The organism is Paenibacillus sp. FSL F4-0236 (genome assembly GCF_038000135.1).
Lineage (GTDB): Bacteria > Bacillota > Bacilli > Paenibacillales > Paenibacillaceae > Paenibacillus_AQ.
Genome location: NZ_JBBOBK010000001.1, coordinates 3,843,768 through 3,863,718, shown reverse-complemented (window position 1 = coordinate 3,863,718; position 19,951 = coordinate 3,843,768). Strand labels below are relative to the sequence as shown.

Below are 19,951 nucleotides of genomic sequence, written 5' to 3'. Positions count from 1 at the left end.
CTTACCGTCCTTGTAAGGACGCCGAAGGCGTTTATGCTTGCCACACTAATGCTTTCATTTCACGAGAATATAGTTCATATCTTGCCCCTATAGGAGGATGATACAATGATGAAATCATTCAAAACGGACTGGAAGGCGAATCTAAAAAATCCACAAACGATTATGGCTTTGTTTACTTATCGTTTTGGAAATTGGGTGTATTATCGGGTGAAAAGTGGCCTGATCCGCAAACCTTTGTGGCTCCTATATCGAATAATGGATGTGCTTTTTGTTCGAATTGTTGCCAGTGGAGAGCTTCATGCAGAGGCTCAAATTGGTGATGCACTTCATTTACCGCATGGGTTAAATGGCATTATCATTAGTCCTAAAGCGGTGATTGGCAACAACGCTACTATTTTTCACCAAGTGACCATTGGGGGGAGAAATAACTTAGGGGAACCCGTGATTGGTGATAGAGCATTTATCGGAGTAGGTTCTAAGATACTAGGCCCGGTTACGCTGGGGAACGATGTTAATATCGGAGCTATGTCTGTTGTGGTTAAGGATGTGCCGGATAATGCTTCAGCAGTAGGGATTCCTGCCAGAAATATTTTGCGAGATGAACCCAAACCTGAGAATACAAGATAACGGCGGGATGTTCTATTACATAGGGTATCGCTTTATTTTAAAAAGTTACAGGGTATAATTAAAGCATCCAAGAAATCTTGTAATAACCTTCTAGAGATCGGAGTAATGAAATGAAATATAGCAATTTAGAAGAGTGTGTTAATGATTTAGAGAAACATGGACATTTGGTTCGTATTCGTGAAGAAGTGGACCCTTATCTGGAGATGGCCGCGATTCACTTGAAGGTTTATGAAGCTGGTGGCCCTGCATTATTATTTGAAAATGTAAAAGGCTCGAAATTTCGTGCCGTATCTAACCTTTTTGGAACGCTAGAGCGCAGTAAGTTTATCTTTCGGCGTACTTGGAACTCCACACATAACGTAATTGCACTTCGTAACGATCCTATGAAGGCACTTAAGAATCCTTTTAAATATGTAGGGACAGGACTATCTGCGAGAAAAGCATTGCCTATTAAAAAGCCGGGTGGTCTACCAAGTGGTTTTCAGGAAATCAGTATTTCTGATCTTCCGCTGATCACACATTGGCCGGAGGATGGTGGCGCTTTTGTCACTTTGCCGCAAGTGTATTCCGAAGATCCAGACAAGCCGGGCATTATGAATTCCAATCTGGGGATGTACCGTGTTCAGTTGAATGGTAATGATTATGAACTCAATAAAGAGGTTGGCGTTCATTATCAAATTCACCGCGGTATCGGCGTGCATCAAGAAAGAGCCAATCGAAAAGGAGAACCGCTTAAAGTGAGCTGTTTTATCGGCGGACCTCCAGCGCATACGTTATCGGCTGTAATGCCTTTGCCTGAGGGTATGAGTGAGATGATCGTTGCCGGTTTACTTTCGGGACGTCATTTTAGCTATAGCTATGTAGATGGATATTGCATTAGTAATGATGCGGATTTTGTGATCACAGGGGAAATTCATCCTGGTGAGACGAAGCCGGAAGGACCTTTTGGCGATCATTTAGGCTATTACAGCTTGGTGCATCCTTTTCCAGTTATGAAAGTACATAAAGTGTACGCTAAAAAGAATGCAATCTTTCCATTTACGGTTGTCGGCAGACCCCCACAAGAGGATACCGCTTTTGGTGAGTTAATTCACGAGTTAACGGGTGGAGCTATCCGACAAGAAATCCCGGGTGTCAAAGAAGTTCATGCAGTAGATGCTGCAGGTGTTCATCCCCTTTTGTTTGCGATTGGCAGTGAACGTTATACACCTTATCAACAAGTGAAGCAGCCAGCGGAGATTCTTACGATTGCGAATCGGATATTAGGCACAGGTCAGCTTAGTTTAGCTAAATTCTTGTTTATTACAGCCGAAGAGAAACAACCTATCAGCACACATGATGTTGAGGATTTCTTGACGTATATTTTAGAGCGGATTAATCTTCGCAGAGATATTCATTTCTATACGAATACAACGATTGATACCCTTGATTATTCTGGTACAGGACTAAACAGCGGAAGTAAGGTGATTTTCGCTGCGGTTGGGGAGAAGAAAAGAGAGCTATGTACAGAGGTTCCTGACATACTTGAACAACTACAGGGATTTGGACATGCAAAGATGGTGATGCCGGGTCTCGTGGCGCTTCAAGGCTCTAAATTCACTACTTACGCTGAAGCAGCGCAGGAAATGAACAAGCTTAGCGAAGCGATTCAAGTACAGGGAGCACTCCCATCTTGTCCGATGATTATTGTGTGTGATGATAGCGAGTTCTTAAGTGATAGAATTGAGAATTTCCTATGGGCGACGTTCACACGCAGCAATCCTTCTCATGATATATATGGCGTGAACAGTTCAACGGAGTATAAGCATTGGTCATGTGATAACGTGATTATTGATGCGCGTGTAAAACCTCATCAAGCGCCACCATTAATTCCGGATCCAGTGGTTCAAAAGCATATCGAACGATTATTTGCTCCAGGTGGGAGCTTAAACGGTAAGATCTAACCATAACTCAAAGACCTTCTTGGGAAACCAAGGAGGTCTTTTTGCTGTTTTTTGAAATGATTTTACTCATATGAAATTAAAAATGTATAGGTGTATTCTGGGTTTTATGTCCCAGCTTGTCACGAAATCGTAGGATTTTATAACTATAGGCGAGTGATTTGAACGGTTTAGTGTATGATAAACTCTGTTTTTTAAATGTTCATAGTGAAACTTAGGTGGTAGTATCGTGTTGGATATGAGTGCATCTGGAAATAATTATCCAGAAAAGTGTCTGAGCAAGGAGGAGGGGATACACGCACGAAGTGAACTTATATTTGAAGAACGAATGACAATGAAGCTTATTGTAAGCGTTTACTACAAAAGGGCCAGATGCGTACTAAGTTCTTTCAATCATAAGAAAGCGGGTGAAGCACGGAAGATGAAGAGAAATAAAATGGGGAATAAAATACTTATTGTGTTATTGTCGTGGGTCTTCATTTGTTCATCTCTATTTCCCTCTACAACATTTGGAGTGCAACCAGCCAGTGCGGATTCAGGTCCAATAACTTTGCGATATGATTTTGGAACGGCAACAAGTCCTGTAATGAGTGGTTATACAGCTGTGCATGAATCTAAGTTGTATACGAAGGAGCTAGGATATGGTTTAGATCAGGCGGTTGCCTCAAGAAATCGCTCGGGCGGAGATGAACTGACTAATGATTTTGTACTGGGATTGTCCTACGCCTTTCTAGTGGATCTTCCTAATGGGGATTACGATGTGACTGTATTCTCAGGAGATTTATTGGCAGGTACAAGTACAACTAAAACTACGATTACCTTAGAAGGTGTTACGGCTGGTTCAATAAGCAGCAAGCAGGCTGTAAATCAAGCCACTTACCGCACGACTGTCCAAGACGGTCAACTAACCGTTGGCATCACGGGTACAGGGGTCGGCGGGTATTTAAATGGACTTATGATTCAGCAAATCGTGCCGGGTCCACTGCAGGCTCCTGAGGGCTTAGCGGTTACGAATCTCTCGCCCACTGCGGTCTCTCTCGGGTGGAGCAGCGTGACAGAAGCAGTCTATTACAATATATATCGGACAGAGCTTCCTAGCGGGACTATTCAATCGGTAGCTCAAGTTACTGCTAACAGCTACGTGGATTCAGACGTAAATGAAGGCAGTGGCTACATTTATAATGTGTCTGCTGTTAAAGGCAGCGGTGAGGAGTCTGCTTTGAGTGCACCTGTGACGGTAGATGAAATTCCGGGGGCAGAGGTTCCGGCAGCACCAACGGGCCTTTCGATTGTCAGCGTGGGTGCGAGTTCTGTTCAGCTAAGTTGGAACAACGTGGCAGGAGCTACCCGTTATACAATCTTAAGGTCTGATTCAGCAGATGGATCCTTCCAGGAGATTGGCCAGTCGGAGACGGCGACATTTACGGATGTAGCAGTGGATACCTCTAAACGGCAATATTATGGGGTAAAAGCTGCTAATGCCCAAGGAGAATCCCAGTTATCTAACAAAGTGGAAAGTATGGTATACACGCCACCTGTAACATTGCCAGAAGGAAATGTATATTCCTTTGATTTTGGCCCAGGTGCTGCGGCGAAAGGTTATCTTAAGGTCGATGCGGGGGTATCTTATTCCTCTGCGGTTAAGTATGGCTTTACGGATATATCAAAGGTAACTGGTGTAGACCGGGGAACCACTGATCCTTTGCGATCGGATTTGGTGGTCCCTAAGGATACTACCTTTAATGTAGATTTACCGAATGGTGACTATACTGTGTCACTTATCGCTGGAGATAGCGCCGGAGACACAGACATTGGCATCAAAGTAGAATCGATCCAAAAAGTTCAGCAGACAAGTAAAACAGCTGGTCAGTATTTGGAAATGAATTTTGACATCGCTTTGGTGGATGGACAAATGAACTTGGTATTCTCTGGCATGAAGCCTAATATCAATGCACTGGTGATTACTAAGCAGCCAGATCGTCCTGCTAATGAATTGCCTGCAGTTTATATTGCGGGTGATTCAACTGTGCAGACTTACGATCCTTACTGGATACCACAGGCTGGCTGGGGACAAATGATTCCTGATTTCTTTAGTGAGGAAGTAACTTTTAAGAATCACGCTATCGGAGGCCGCAGCTCTAAGTCATTTATTGTAGAGGGGCGGCTGGATGAAGTACTGCGAAAGATACAGCCAGGTGATTATTTCCTTATCCAATTTGGCCACAATGACGCAACGATCAGTGTTCCTGATCGGTATGCCTCTCCAGCAGATTACAAAAATTATTTAAAAACGTATGTCGAGGGTGCCAGACAAAGAGGAGCGACTCCGATTCTGGTGACCCCGATGGGCCGCAGAGATTATAATGCTGCCACGGAAAAATTTAATGTGAGTTTCCCTGAATATGTGCAGGCGATGAAAGAGGTAGCCAATGAGCTGCATGTGGAATTGGTTGATCTTAGCGCGCTAAGTGTCGCTTATTACAATTCGATCGGTTTTGCAGCTACACGCTCTGTATTCCTTCACCTCGATGCAGGGATATATGGTGCTTTCCCGAATGGGTCAGCAGACGATACTCACTTTCAAGAGTACGGAGCGATTCAAATGGCTCGTCTGCTGGCCAAAGGAATAGAGCAATTAAACATTCCACTCTCCAGCTTTGTACAGGACATTAAGCAGCCAGAAACAGTGCCTGCCAAGCCACAAGGTCTTGTGGCGGGAAGTATCAGTAATGCAGGTGCAGTACTGAAATGGGATAAAGTAGAGGGTGCTGATATTTATAAAATCTATCGTAAGCTAGCGTCCGAAGCTGAAACTGCTTACGCATTGGCGGGAACTGCTACTGTTCCAACTTTAACATTAAGCGGAATGGCGGAAGGTAACAGCTACTCCGTTCGAGTAACTGCAGTAAATGGGTTAGGAGAGTCTGAGCCTTCAGATGAAGTTAAGCTGACTACGAAGTCCGCTCAATATCGTTATGATTTTGGACCTGTTGGCTCACCCGTTGCCGCAGGTTATACGGAAGTGAACCGTAATGTACTTTATACAACAGAACGTGGTTATGGCTTGTCCTCAAGTGAAGGTATGAGTGATCGAGATCGCGGTAGTGCAACTGATGCCCTTCGTAGAGATTTCGTGATCTATTTTGGAGGCTCGTATGAATTTAAAGTTGATTTACCGAATGGTTATTATTCCGTTAAGACCTATACCGGAGATTGGATTGGTTCTACCAAGACGAATGTAGCGATTGAAGGCAAAGATTATGGAACAGTCTCTTCAGGTAAGGAAAATATTGCTGAGAAGCTGTATAACCAGATCGCTGTCAAAGACGGTCAGATGAATCTTGTTTTTAGTGGCACAACGGCTCATCTCAATGGACTGGAAATCACACCGCTATTATTAGCCCCAACGAATCTGAAACTGGGTAGTCTGGACTTAAACAATGAGCCTATCACAGCTAATCTTTCTTGGGATGGTATGGATGGTGCGCTAAAATACCGAGTGTATCGTCAGGCAACGGTTGCGAATAGTTCAGAGCTGCTGGGCGATACAACAGAGCCGCTTTACACAGATACCACTGCGGATATCGGTATGGAATACATCTATACGGTAACTTCGGTGGACAGCACGGGACTGGAATCCGTAACATCTAATGCCTTAAAGGTGTCTATGATTGATCCAGCTGTAGCAAAAGCAGCCGTACCTAGTGGTCTAGCAGTACAATCTACGAACAAAAATGATGTGACCTTTACGTGGAATGAGGTATCAGATGCAAGGATGTTCAACATTTATCGTGCGAAATCCGCGGATGGTGAGTTCATTCTAATCGGCAAATCATTCGAAGCTTCATACACAGACACGACCATTTTAAGTACAATTCCTTACTATTACAAAGTTGCCTCGGTAAATGCAGGCGGTATCTCTGATCTTTCCGCTTCGCTGGAAACCTCAGCGGTGACAACGCTATACCGGAAGATGGAAGCGCTGGATCGTGCGCCTGTTGCGGTTAAGACAGATGCGGGTGTTTATATCAGCTGGCGGATGTTAGGTCTGGATTCAGAATCGTTTGGATTCAATCTGTATCGTGGGGAAGAGAAGCTAAATGATTCGTTAATTACACAAAGCACGAACTATCTCGACACTTCCGGTACAGCTGACGCCAAATACAGAATTACATCAGTAATCAATGGAGTCGAAAAAGCGGCTTCGGAAGAATTCAGCGTATGGCAGAAGCAATACCTATCTATCCCCTTGCAAAAACCAGCAGATGATTACACCAAAGATGGTCAGCCTTATACGTATAGTGCAGGGGATGCAAGTGTAGGGGATGTGGATGGTGATGGGGTGTACGAAATCATCATGTTATGGTCGCCTTCGAACAGCAAAGATAATTCCCAGGCAGGTTACACAGGACTAGTCTATATGGATGCTTATAAGCTAGATGGTACACGTTTATGGCGGATAAATTTAGGGCCTAATATCCGTGCTGGCGCGCATTATTCACCATTCATGGTTTACGATTTGGACAGTGATGGTCGTGCTGAGATTATGCTGAAGACAGCAGATGGTACGGTTGATGGTCAAGGTACTGTGATCGGTGATGCTAGTGCAGACTATCGCAATAGCTCGGGTTATGTGCTCCTCGGCAATGAGTATTTAACAGTGTTCGAAGGGGCAACAGGCCGGGCTGTGGATACGGTTAGTTATGATCCGCCGCGTGGTGACGTAGGTGCTTGGGGCGATGCCTATGGTAATAGGGTGGACCGCTTTTTAGCCGCCGTAGCTTACTTAGATGGTGAACAGCCAAGCGTGATTTTCAGCCGTGGATATTACACAAGAACTGTACTTGCAGCGTATAACTATCGCGGAGGTAAGCTAGAGAAGGTATGGCGATTTGATAGTAATGAAGAAGGGTATGGCGATTACGCAGGGCAAGGAAACCATAACCTTTCAGTAGGAGATGTAGATGGTGACGGCAAGGACGAAATAACCTTCGGCGCGATGGCGATCGATGATGATGGATTGCCACTGTATAATACAAAGCTTGGTCATGGGGATGCGATCCATTTCGGAGATCTTGATCCTACCAGACCGGGGTTGGAGGTCTTTGATGTACATGAGCATACCGATTCCAAGTATGGTATTGAAATGCGTGATGCAGCTACAGGGGAAACCATATGGGGTGTGTTCACGGGAATTGATACTGGACGCGGAATGTCAGCAGATATTGACCCGCGTTATACCGGTGAAGAGGTATGGGCTGCAACGATTACCAATGAGGTGCAGATTCCTGTTACAGGCATATATAGTGCACAGGGAGAGCTAATCACGAATAAGCTGCCTTCTTCTACGAATTTTGGCATTTGGTGGGACGGTGATCTTTTACGTGAATTGCTGGATTCTAATCGAGTGGATAAGTGGGATTATACCAACCAGACGACAGCTAATTTGTTGACGGCAACTGGAGCCTCTTCTAATAATGGCACCAAGGCGAATCCAAGCTTGCAGGCGGATCTGTTCGGGGATTGGCGTGAAGAAGTGATCTGGCGAGCAACGGACAGTTCTGAATTACGAATCTATACAACAACGGATATGACAGATTATCGTATTCGCACTTTGATGCATGATCCGATCTACCGACTGGGAGTGGCTTGGCAGAACGCGGGTTATAATCAACCTCCGCATCCTGGATTTTTTCTTGGCGAAGGCATGGAACAACCAGCAGCACCTAAAATTCAATATGTAGGCTCGCCTGTGGAAACAGAGGACACTACGACGCCTGTAATCACTGGTTTACCTTCTATTCAAATGAGTGAATCGGATATCTTGAAGGTACAGGTCGTAGCAGAAGATCCTGAGTCTGGTATTCGTAGTCTGGATATCACCTTTGATGGAAAAGAAGTTGTCTATGGAGATGAGATTCCACTCAAAGGACTTGCGGGATCGCATACGTTTATCGCAACAGCTGTGAATAACGCTGGACTCTCGACGACTGAACAAGTAATTGTGGTCGTAAGTGGACCTCAGAAGGCAACAGGAGTTCCGGGACAACCGGTTCTATCCAATAACAATGGGCAGGATACAGGACTTCTGGATGGTGATTACAAAATCACAATGAACATGTGGTGGGGCAATAACGGTACGGTCTACAAGCTATATGAGAACGGTGTCTTAATAGACACGCAAACCTTACGTGACGACTCCCCAGCCGCACAGACCGCGGTGACTAGTGTTACTGGAAAAGAAAACGGTACGTACACCTATACGGCTGAGCTGACCAATTCTTTTGGCACAACGGTGTCTGCTGCTCATGTAGTTATCGTGAAGGATGCTGCACCAGCTAAGCCGGTGTTGTCCAATGACAACTGGGATGGCGATGGAGAGTATAAAGTGACCATGAATTTATGGTGGGGGATGAACGGCAAAGTGTATCGCTTGTATGAGAATGGAGTGCTGATCGATACACAGACTTTAACAGCAAATACTCCGAATGCCCAAACGGCTTCTACTTCGATCACGAATCGATCTCCGGGTGTTTATGAATACCGTGTAGAACTGATGAATGATCAAGGCGTTAGTGAAAGTACAGTTATGAAAGTCTCGGTAAAATAACTAAGCAATAGTTAAAAAAGCGCCTACGTCGGTAATATCCGACTAGGCGCTTTTTGAGGTTATCTAAGATTTAAAGGATTCTGCAAGACTATTTCCACTATCATCGTCATATGAATCTAAACAACGAATGATAGGGAGGATTGTAATCATGGAATTGACGGATATTATCTCTAAGATTGTGGTAGTCATACATGTTATAGCGGCCATAGTGGGAATTGGACCAGCTTTTGTGCTGCCAATACTGACAAGCTCTGCCAAGACAGGCAGCCAGCTTCGTTTTGTATTTGGCATGATGAAGACAATCAACAGATTCCCTAAAACGGGTGGGATTACCCTGATCGTTACAGGCATTTTGTTAATGATCATTGATAAAATGGGCTTGTCGGTGTTGTGGATCAATCTTTCATTATTATTTTTTATCGTGATAGAAGTCATTATTATTGGATTTGTTGAGCCTCGATTGAAAAAGCTGACCCAGCTCGTGATGGTGAGTGAAGGCGACGAAATCCCTGTAGGCTACACCGCCGCTATGAACAAGATCGCTCCGCTAGAAGCAGCTGTTCATGTGCTCACTATCGTCATTATTATATTAATGGTAGTAAAGCCGGTATAAGATCGAAGCGTCTATTCTCAATGATCTCTTCATAATCGCGAATGAGTCCATCAAAAATGCTCTCCCACGAACGGCCGAGCGCCAGCTGTCGCCCCTCATAACCCATAGCAGCCAGCTTTTGGGGTTGCTCTATACATGCACAAATCTCACGAATAAAAGCATCCGGGGAACGAGGTGGGGCGATTATTCCGGTGCGACCGGGTGTAACCAGATCCTTCACCCCGCCCTCATTTACGGCGAGGACAGGCAGTCCAGAGGCCATGGCTTCAAGGACAACATTACCGAAGGTTTCCGTACTGGAAGGGAAGACGAATAGATCAGCTGAGGCATACAATTGGGCAAGCTCTTCACCGTGTTTGTAGCCCGTAAACGTGACATTTTGCGGCGCCTGCGCCCGCATCTCTGATAATAAGGGACCGTCTCCGACAACTAACCAATGTACCTGAGCTTGCATAGACTCGGGCAATTGCTGCATGGCGAGAGCAAGGGTGTTGATATCTTTTTCAGGAGCAATCCTTCCCACGTACAGAAGTAATATCGGTGCGGTAATTCCGTAACGATCACGGACCTGATGGCTGCGTTTTTTCGGAGTGTAGAGATTGCAGTCAATGCCTCTAGACCAAAGCTTCAAACGTTGAAAACCTTGAGCTTGTAGGGAATCGAGTGTTTCATTGGAGGGAGCGAAGGTAGCATCGCAGGACCGATGAAACCACTTCATGTACTTCCAATAAAGAGGAACAATTTTTTTCATCCGATAATATTCAAGATAGCGATCAAAATGGGTATGATAGGAGGCGACATGAGGCAGGCCAAGCTTTCGCGCATAGCGAAGGCCGCATAGACCAATATTGAATGGAGTAGCCAAATGAAGCAGATCGGGTCGAAAAGCTTTTAGCTCTGACTGGATGGAGGACATATTCGGCAGCGCGAGTCTACATTCCGGGTATAAGAAAAAGGGGATACTGGTAATGGGACGTATGGGATCGGCATAACTGTCTTCAGGAGCAGATTTCGGCGAAAATAGCAGATGCTCGATACCTCGCCGGTTCAAATGAGTGGTTAAGCGCTGAAGCGTAAGTGAGACACCATTCGTTTGCGGAAGAAATGTGTCTGTAAATAAAGCAAGACGCATAGAACCCCTCCCAGGTACTCTTGATGTCTTGATCATAACAGCCCATTATTTCATGGAGGTCAAACGGATGTTAAACAGAATATAAAAATCCACTGCACAAGGTAATGAGGTGTACAGTGGATTTTTTTGTATGAGATCTTATATTTACACTTCTTCATATATCTGCTGTATAAAAGCGATGCTTTCTCTTAGATGCGATTCAGGAGTACTCTCTAAGATGCCCTGAATATGCGGACGCTCGTATTTCATATAACGGAGAATCGGCTCAAACTCAAGCCAGCCCTGACCTACAGGAACAATTTTGATGGATCCATCTTGCACGATAAAATCTTTTAAATGAATGATGGCAATTCGATTTCCTAAGAGCTTCAAAGCTTCCATAATAATAGCTTCCTGATGCAAGTAATTTGTAGGTGACATTAGATTTGCGCAATCCAATATGATCTGAAGATTATTAGAAGGAATCTCATCCAGCAGTCGGCGAGTTAAGGAAGCGGAATACAGCGGATGATGAAGTCCTGCTTCAATACCTACCGTCACACCAAAACGTTCGGCCTCTGCGACCATTAGCTTTACCGAAGTAACGACCTGTTGAAAAGCTTCTTCTGTAAAATTATCTGTGGTATACCCAAGTGCCACACTTCCGGTTTCCGTACCTACTAGACTGGCGCCGAAATCTCTGGCCAAGCGAAGATGGGTATTGAACTCGGCTAACGCTTGTGCCCGTTTGTATGGATCGGTGTCTACAATATTAACGTAACAGCCAAGCACCGCAATCTGAATACCAGCCTGTCTAAAGGCATTTCCGTAATAACTAGCTGTTCCAGGGCTTATAGCAGTCATACTCGGAGTGCTGTCAGGAAAAGATTTCTTAAGTGCAAACTGAATATGAGCGAAATTATAAAACTGAAGCTTCTCAATTAAATCCTTCAATGGAACTTGTGTGAAATCATGTGCTCGAACACCTAGGTGCAGAGGAATACTCATATGATCGATCGCTCCTATTAGTATTGTTGTTTGTGAGGTGCTAATTTATCCCAGTCAAAGGTAACACCAGTGCCTGTTACTTCAGGCGCAACTGCCATCCCATTGTCTTTGTTAATCACTAGCGGACGTGTAGTGTATTGATCGATAGGGAAGCTATGCATTTCGAGATAACCTGCATTTGGCATAGCTGCTAATAAACTAACGTGTAATTCCTGCATCCCATGTGTGGAAACGGAAAGGTTATAGGCTTGTGTTAAGTGAGCTACCTTTAACCAGCCCGTAATTCCGCCTATATTGGAAGCATCCGGTTGAGGGAAATCTACATGGCCATATTGCAGCATGTGATGGAATTCGGTTAATGTTCGCAAGTTCTCTCCGCCTGCAACGGCCATTCCTGTTTCTTCTGCAATACGCGCATAGCCGGCATAATCTTCCGGAATCGTTGGTTCTTCTAAGAAGAGGATATCGTATTTCAAAAATTCACGAGCGGCTTTAATCGCTTTTTCTACACTCCAGCTCATATTCGCATCGACCATAAAGGCCACATCTGGACCGATTAATTGGCGCACCGCAGCCACTCGTTCCACATCTTCAGCTAATGTTTTTTGGCCTAGTTTAATTTTGACAGCCTGGAGGCCCATATCTAGGTATTTTTGATTGTTGAGGAGGAGCTTTTCTAATGGGAAATTCAAATCAATCGCTCCGCCATAACATTTGACCTCATTGCTTGCGCCACCCAGAAGTTTGTAAAGCGGTTCATCTGCTTTCTTCGCACGTAAATCCCATAAAGCGATGTCACATGCTGCAATGGCGAAGCTAGCCAGACCCCCGCGAGCAACATAATGTATTCCCCAGTTCATCTGCTCCCAGATACTTTCCACACAGCTAGCATCCTTACCGATTAAAATCTGAGTTAATTCATTCGCAATTAGTGAGCAGATCGCTTTGCCGCCAAATCCGCCAGTATAGGTATAACCTACCCCTTCACGACCGTCATCGGTTCTAATTTTGACAATGGGAACTTCAAAGTGAGTGTGCAGTCCGTGTTTAGCGTCCTCCATGATTTCCGGCAAAGGGATACGATAGTACTCTGTAATAACTTCTTTAATTAGAGACATCTGTGATCACTCCTTGTAGTAGTTGTTGTAAGTCTGTTAATGGTAAGGCAGTAGATTGTTCAATAGCCTGAACCACAAGTCTGGCGATGTGCTGAGCACCTTGATCAGAGAAATGAGTATCATCCATAACTCCATTTGGGTAATTCGGATGTGCTTTTTCAGGCAAATGCATGAATAACTTTTTGGATTCTTCAACACCTAACGAATGATAGAGCGCTTGCGAAGCTGCGAAAATATCAAGCAGCGGTGTTTGCGTTTCTTCAGCTACCTGCTTCATGGCCTCGGGATAAGCGCCTACAGCAAGCGGGTCAAGCTCTCCATCGGAGTTGAAGCGGCGGCGACTTACAGAAGTAAGTAGAACCGGAGTCCCGCCTAACTGCCGAGCAGCTTCAATATATTGAATTAGGTTGCGGCGATAGTCAGTGTCGGGATCAGTGTAACGCAAAGGATCTTCTTTTTTCTCATCGTTATGTCCAAATTGAATGAAGAGGTAGTCACCGGCCTTGAAGTCCTTAAGGATGTCCTCCAAACGGCCGTCAGTTATAAAGGATTTGGTACTGCGACCATTAATGGCGCGATTCTCGATTCGAACAGAAATTCCAAAATAACCTTGCAGGTATTCTCCCCAGCCAGTCATAGGTTTTTCTCCAGCGCCTTTGATAGCCGCAGTGGAATCTCCCGCGATAAATAATGTGGGTGTCATAGGATCTTCTCCTTGAATGTAGTGGTGTTTACTTAGCCATTTCTCAGAAAGGGAAAGCCATTGCTGGCAATGAGGATGTTCTTTAGCAAGCCCTAAACCATGCCGTCCTTATTTTCCACAGGAACGCTGGCATCATTTGCAATAGTCCATATAAAAGTTGGAGGTGTTATTGAAGTCATCTGTGATTCTGAGAAGTAGGCGTGAAGCTCAGCTTGTGTTGGGCGGTCTCCCAGGCGTTGCAAGGGGATAAAGGGTGAGTAGTGAGGTTTCCAGAGAGAGCTCGGTTTGTTCTGCATGGTTGGAATGTACACGGAAGCTCAACATTATGTTCCAATTCCTCCTTAAAAGGTTATTTGCACACGTTAACATATTTCAGAAAAAAAGAGAGACTCTTTTTTTGATTCCACCTGAACAATAGTTCTCTCTTTTTACATTGATTCGTCAAAGGTGGATTTAAGTTTTGTGCCAGCGTTGTGATCCCGGTATTGTCCGGGTGTCATGCCCTCCTGCTTACGGAAAGAGCGAATGAAGTTCTGAGAGTTGTTATATCTTAATTTGGCTGCAATATCTTTAATGGGCATATCAGTTTCCTTCAGCCATTTTTTCGCCATTTTAAATCGGTACATCGTTAAATATTCGCTGAAATAGTACTGGGTCTCCTTACGGAAGACGCTGCTGATATAGTTGGCATTATAATGCAGACGTGAAGCACATTCTTCTAAAGTTAGATCTGTATCGTAATCATGTTGTATTAAATCGATGATCTTCTCTGAGATGTTGTGGTATTGAGCATTTTGTCTGCTGTTAAAAATCTTGATCATCGGATAAATGACCATGCTCCAAAACCAATCTTCAATCTCCGTTACAGTATGGAGGTCATGCAGCTCCTCAAATATGGAACCATTAGCATGATAAATTTGATTTAAGCTAATACCGGATTCCTGCATCATAATGAGTAAATTATTGAGTAAGCGCGTCAACGGGATCTGGTATTCCTGTGGTGAAAGCTCATGAGCAAAGATAGATTTGAAGAGCAAATGAATGAGTTCTTTTGCTTTATCTGTTTCAGCTAATTTGATAGCATCCAGTAAGTCATTTTCTTTATGAGTAGGGTAGTTCAAATTCAGATAGTGCTTGCCAGAGTTAATATTTTCATACTGGATAATGACACCTTTACCAAGTTTGATCCGATGCTTCAATGCTTCGAGTCCCTCTCTGTAAGCCGTGGATAATTTATCGAAGGTGTTGAAGGGAAGGCTCAAACCAATGCTCACCTGAAGCTTTAGGTAGTTGTTTATTTCCTGCTGCAGCTTCTCCGTTAATGAATATAATGTCTTGTGAAAAGACTCGGTATCACTGTCTGGACTCCCCAATAAGACGACTACTGCATGATCCATAATTACTGGTGCCAGTCGTTGTTCAGGGCAGACTAACTCTTCGATTATATTGTGGGCAGCGAATAATAAGAGATTAAGATCTTTTTTCTCATAGCTGGAATCATCGGCAAAATCAATCGACAACGTAATCACAGCCATCGTCTTCCATTCTTCGAGCTGCTTATGGTAGCCGAATTGTTCCAGCTCTTCGTGCAGATCGCGCTTCTTAACGTTGCCATGGAAAGCATTGATTAGGAAGAAGGTACGCACTTGTTGGATATGCTGACGGACTTCTTTTTCCAGCTGTGATTTGGATTGGAATAAAGAATGAACTTGTTCTCCAATAATCTGAAATTCATTCGTGTGTCTGGATTTAATGTCCGGTTTGCGTTGGCCCATTTGATTGAGTAGTCTTTCAATGGGAGTGTACATCCGTCTTGAACCGATCCATGCCAAGAGAATAGACAATAGAAGCATAAAGCTACACACGAATATCGTAAACAGGCTAATTTTTTTGGATTCTTTCGTTAAACTTTCCATGGATGTGACCGAAAGATAGACCCAGCCATTCATCTGAGAGCGCATGTAAGTGACGGAGTAATCCTTCTTGTGGATCCTGGTCTTAAACTGACCTGAAAGTTTAGATGGATTAGTAATGAAAGAATCTTCTGTAAATCCGCCTTCTTTCATTGGTTTCCCGATCAAGTTGCGGTCCGGATGGAGCAGGAATCGACCTGTCTTATCCAGAACGATAATATCATCGAGTGGCTGTACATCCGAGTTAATGAAATCCTGAAGACTGCAGACAGGAATATTAGCTAAGGCAAGCCCATATTTTTGCAGCTTATTGGTTGGGAGTTTCTTGATAAGACTAATGCTGTAGTTACAGCCTGTGACGTTAATGCTTTCCTCACTGTAAAATATGGAGGACGGGTTCAGGATCCACGAGGTATCTTCGGCAATATTCATCAGGTTGGTGAGCTGCGCATGGTCCTTGTACTCATTTAAGCGATAAACACCAGAATTTTTGATCATCCAATTTTGCTGCTGATTTAATAAGATGACATCTTCCAGCTTCGTATCGAAGGACTGCATATTGCGAATTTCGTTTCTTAAATCATTGTATAAAATGAAATCGGTTTCATTTAAAGGGTTGTTTAGTGCTTTTTTTAATACACTAGAATTGATCACTTGGTTTAATGTTTGATTGACAGTTGTTAACTTATGTTCTACATTTGAGGTGATTTGTAAGATTAATTCCATTTTGCTGTTGTTAACGTTTTTTTGAATTTCTTTTGAAGATGTGAAATATGAAAAAGAACCGATGAACAATACAGGCAGCGTGCTAATTACAAAGGCAAACATCGTTAGCTTACTTAGAAAGCTTAATGGTCTCACGGGACTCAGCACCTTTACTTATGTAGAAGTAGACACTTGATCTAAGTGTATGTAACTTGGTATGAAATAACAATAATCATCTCGTTCTGTGATAATCATTAGCTCTAATTATGCTTATAAATTGTAAAATTTTCAAGATATAGAGTGATAATCCTTACAATACCTAGGAGGCCACAGAAATGTTTAAAGTATCTATGGGTAAAAGGGAAACGCTGTATTTCTGCTTATTTACCATGCTCGTCTTCTCTTTTTTAAGCGCTTGCAACGATAAGGAATCTGCCGAAGCCGGCCCAGTAGTATCTTCCCCTAGCATCTCAATTTTGGCACCCCTTCATTTTCCACAACAGCCTTCGAAAGAGATTATGGCAGAGATCGAAAAACTGACAGGTGTGAAGCTCGATATAAGGTGGGTTCCAGAGGGGGTATACACGGATAAGATGAACACGGCGCTTACGACCAATTCCCTCGGAAAGGTCACATTTGTAAAATTCTCAGACTACAATCTGGTGAAAAATGCTATTCGTTCGGATGCCTTTTGGGAGATCGGCCCCTATCTTCAGGAGTTCTCCAATCTTAAACAACTGAACCCCGCTATTCTTAAGCAGACTTCTGTAGATAGTAAGATCTATGGCCTATATACGGAACGCCCCTCTTCCAGACAGGGGGTCATTATTCGTAAGGATTGGCTCGACAATCTCCATTTAAATAATCCACAGACACTGGATGAACTGTATGAGGTTATGAGGCAATTTACATACAACGATCCAGATCAGAATGGCAAACAGGATACCTTCGGATTAGTCGATCGAAATGATCTTGTGTATGGGGTATTCAAGACATTAAGTTCGTATTTTGGCACCCCGAATAATTGGAAACTAGAGAATCATCAATTCGTTCCTGAATTTGTGACCGCTGAGTATATGAACACCATGAATTTCATGAAGAAATTATATGATGAGAAAATTATTAATCAGGATTTCGCCTTAACGAGCAAAGAAGTACAACGTGATAAGTTCATTAATGGTATTGCTGGTGTATTTATTGGCAGTATGACAGATGTAAAGCGGCTGTCTATTGAAGCTCAGAATTTGAATCCAAAGGCAGAACTTACGTTAATCAATCGGATCGAAGGGCCTGAAGGATATAAGGTGTGGTCGATACCCAATTATAATGGACTCTATCTCTTCTCCAAAAAAGCCATTGCTACGGAGGATGAACTCCGCGAGGTACTCGAATTCTTTGATCGAACCATGGATAAAGATGTAGCGAATATAATGATGTATGGGTTTGAAGGGCGCCATTATAAGCTTGAGGGTGGAAAAATCATTCTTCCCGAGGAAACCTCAGAACTGCGGGTGCAAGAAGTAAATCCGTTATATTCTTTGATGATTGCAGATATTAGTAATAAGAACATTATGGAGGTGGCTCAGAAGGAGCAATTGACCTCACTTGCGGATCAGCTAAGTAAAGATAATGAATCTTTTCTGGTCGACGATCCGACCGTGTCTTTAAGCTCATCCACCTATGATGAGAAAAATGTGGAATTGTCTACAATCATTGTGGATGCTACGTACAATTACATACTAGGCAATATAACCGCTGAGGGATTCCAGAAGGAAGTTGAGAAATGGAGAGCTAGCGGAGGAGATCAGATTATTAAGGAATATGGTGAGGCTGAGCTTGGGATAGAAAAGTAAATAGGTTAGTTTGATCCACTGCGGATGACGCGGTGGATTTTTTTGTGTTATCACCATAATCATTTGCTCAGATCCCTTTAAGAACGGGCTTTTATGGGGAAATGATTGTTTTCGTAACCTTGCCGACGATGTAACGTGGAACTCGTAACCAATACAAATTATGGAGGTCAAAATGGTATGAAGAAGAAATCCTTCACCATGTTGTTGACGGCACTGTTAGCGTTCAGCACATTGTTAGCTGGATGTGGTGGTAACAACAACAATCAAGCAAGTTCTGAAACTGCAAGTGGTGAGAGCACTGCTAAGCCGGTTGAGACAGAAGCACCTAAAGAAGAAGTGAAAGCAGGACCGACAGAAATTAAGATTATGCTTCCATTAAATATTCCAGAGACCCCGCCTGATACGATTAAGCTTGAACTTGAAAAATTGACCAACACGAAGCTGACCTATCAATTTTTCCCGGCTGATACTTATGAAGAAAAACTTAATTCATCTTTCGCAACCGGCTCACTGCCGCAAGTGACGTACTTGAAGAATCAGACAACCTTCATTCAGATGAAAGAAGCGATAAAAGACGGACAATTCTGGGAAATAGGTCCGCTATTAAGCGAGTTTCCTAATTTGAGTAAATTGAAACCAGAAATTCTGAATAACACGAAAGTGGACGGCAAGCTGTACACCTTATATATCGGCCGCCCTCTAGCACGTCAAGGTATCATTTACAGAAAAGACTGGGCTGATAAATTAGGACTTGCTGCACCAGCAAATGTAGATGAATTATTCGAGATGGCTAAGGCCTTCACGGAACAAGATCCAGACGGTAATGGACAGAAAGATACTACAGGTATTATTGACCGTAATGAGTTGACCTATGGAGCTTTCAAAACTGTCTCTTCTTGGTTCGGAACACCGAACACCTGGGGAGAGAAGGATGGAAAATTAGCGCCTGAATTTACATTCGATGAATATTTCGACACGATGGACTTCTTCAAAAAAGCTCGTGATGGCGGATACATTAATCAAGATTTCGCTGCTACCAGTAAAACAGATGCTGTAAATATGTTTAAGGCTGGAAAGGGTGGACTCTATATTGGGGGCTCCATGCAAGATATTGATTCCCTCAATAAAGATACTATTAAGAATAACCCTGATGCTGTTTTGGATGCGCATAGTATGGTTGCAAGTCCAGATGGAAAGTATGCTCAATGGATGATTCCAGGCTATAACAATGTTGTCTTGTTCCCAAAATCTGCTGTAAAGGATGAGGCAGAACTCAAGAAGATTCTTGCTTTCTTTGATCAAATGATGACCCCAGAAGTAGCTAATTTGATGTATTGGGGAATAGAGGGTACTCACTATACCGTTGAAGACGGTAAAGCAAAAGCTACAGATGACAAAGAATTGATTGAACGTGAAGTAAAAGGATATAAGGACAGCGTTATCGGCGAAGCTGAAACCAATGGAATGTACGAGAACTATAACACGCTGCCAGGAAGAATTCATGCGGATCAATTGGTTCTTGAGAATGTCAAGGTGGGGGTACCAGATCCAACAGCTGCGATGGATTCGGCTACGTACACAGAAAAAGGTGTTGAGCTTCAACAGATTATTACCGATGCAACTTATAAATATATCTATGGACAGATCGACAAAGCAGGGTTCGAAAAAGAAGTTGAGAACTGGAAGAACCGTGGCGGAGCTAAGATTATTGATGAGTACAACGCATTGTATAAGAAATAAAACCTAGCTG

The 19,951-nt window shown here is 43.4% G+C and carries 11 protein-coding genes; 6 read left to right on the top strand and 5 right to left on the bottom strand.

The window, feature by feature from the left end; genetic code table 11:
- The first annotated feature begins 105 nt into the window (after positions 1-105).
- From NSQ29_RS17565 to NSQ29_RS17550, 4 genes are all read left to right on the top strand, one after another.
- Entirely contained in the window at positions 106-627 is a 522-nt protein-coding gene (locus tag NSQ29_RS17565; RefSeq protein WP_341053532.1) for a serine O-acetyltransferase, read from the top strand.
- A gap of 110 nt (positions 628-737) precedes the next feature.
- Entirely contained in the window at positions 738-2,570 is a 1,833-nt protein-coding gene (locus NSQ29_RS17560; RefSeq protein ID WP_341125712.1) for a UbiD family decarboxylase, read from the top strand.
- Between the two features lie 418 nt (positions 2,571-2,988).
- Positions 2,989-9,177 carry a rhamnogalacturonan lyase family protein gene (locus NSQ29_RS17555; protein WP_341125711.1) on the top strand — a complete coding sequence of 2,063 codons (6,189 nt, stop codon included), beginning with the start codon at positions 2,989-2,991 and terminating at the stop codon, positions 9,175-9,177.
- 148 nt (positions 9,178-9,325) lie between these two features.
- Complete coding sequence (locus tag NSQ29_RS17550) at positions 9,326-9,790, top strand: DUF2269 family protein (RefSeq protein ID WP_339270064.1); 465 nt, start codon at positions 9,326-9,328, stop codon at positions 9,788-9,790.
- Here NSQ29_RS17550 and NSQ29_RS17545 read toward each other — a convergent pair.
- The 5 genes from NSQ29_RS17545 to NSQ29_RS17525 all read right to left on the bottom strand — a co-directional run bounded on the left by NSQ29_RS17545 (position 9,762) and on the right by NSQ29_RS17525 (position 16,504).
- Entirely contained in the window at positions 9,762-10,922 is a 1,161-nt protein-coding gene (locus tag NSQ29_RS17545) for a glycosyltransferase family 4 protein (protein WP_341125710.1), read from the bottom strand. The genes NSQ29_RS17550 and NSQ29_RS17545 overlap by 29 nt on opposite strands.
- 144 nt (positions 10,923-11,066) lie before the next feature.
- A complete protein-coding gene (locus NSQ29_RS17540) occupies positions 11,067-11,909 on the bottom strand; it encodes a sugar phosphate isomerase/epimerase family protein (RefSeq protein ID WP_341125709.1) in 843 nt (280 codons plus the stop codon).
- Between the two features lie 17 nt (positions 11,910-11,926).
- Positions 11,927-13,027: a mandelate racemase/muconate lactonizing enzyme family protein gene (locus NSQ29_RS17535; RefSeq protein ID WP_341125708.1), complete on the bottom strand. Its 1,101-nt coding sequence runs from the start codon at positions 13,025-13,027 to the stop codon at positions 11,927-11,929.
- Positions 13,014-13,730 carry a rhamnogalacturonan acetylesterase gene (locus NSQ29_RS17530; RefSeq protein WP_339270071.1) on the bottom strand — a complete coding sequence of 239 codons (717 nt, stop codon included), beginning with the start codon at positions 13,728-13,730 and terminating at the stop codon, positions 13,014-13,016. The genes NSQ29_RS17535 and NSQ29_RS17530 overlap by 14 nt, the downstream gene beginning before the upstream one ends.
- A gap of 428 nt (positions 13,731-14,158) precedes the next feature.
- A complete protein-coding gene (locus tag NSQ29_RS17525; protein ID WP_042186641.1) occupies positions 14,159-16,504 on the bottom strand; it encodes a helix-turn-helix domain-containing protein in 2,346 nt (781 codons plus the stop codon).
- 179 nt (positions 16,505-16,683) lie between these two features.
- Between NSQ29_RS17525 and NSQ29_RS17520 the strand changes: the two genes are divergently transcribed.
- Positions 16,684-18,201: an extracellular solute-binding protein gene (locus tag NSQ29_RS17520; protein WP_341125707.1), complete on the top strand. Its 1,518-nt coding sequence runs from the start codon at positions 16,684-16,686 to the stop codon at positions 18,199-18,201.
- A gap of 177 nt (positions 18,202-18,378) precedes the next feature.
- Complete coding sequence (locus NSQ29_RS17515) at positions 18,379-19,941, top strand: extracellular solute-binding protein (RefSeq protein ID WP_042186645.1); 1,563 nt, start codon at positions 18,379-18,381, stop codon at positions 19,939-19,941.
- Positions 19,942-19,951 lie beyond the last annotated feature (10 nt).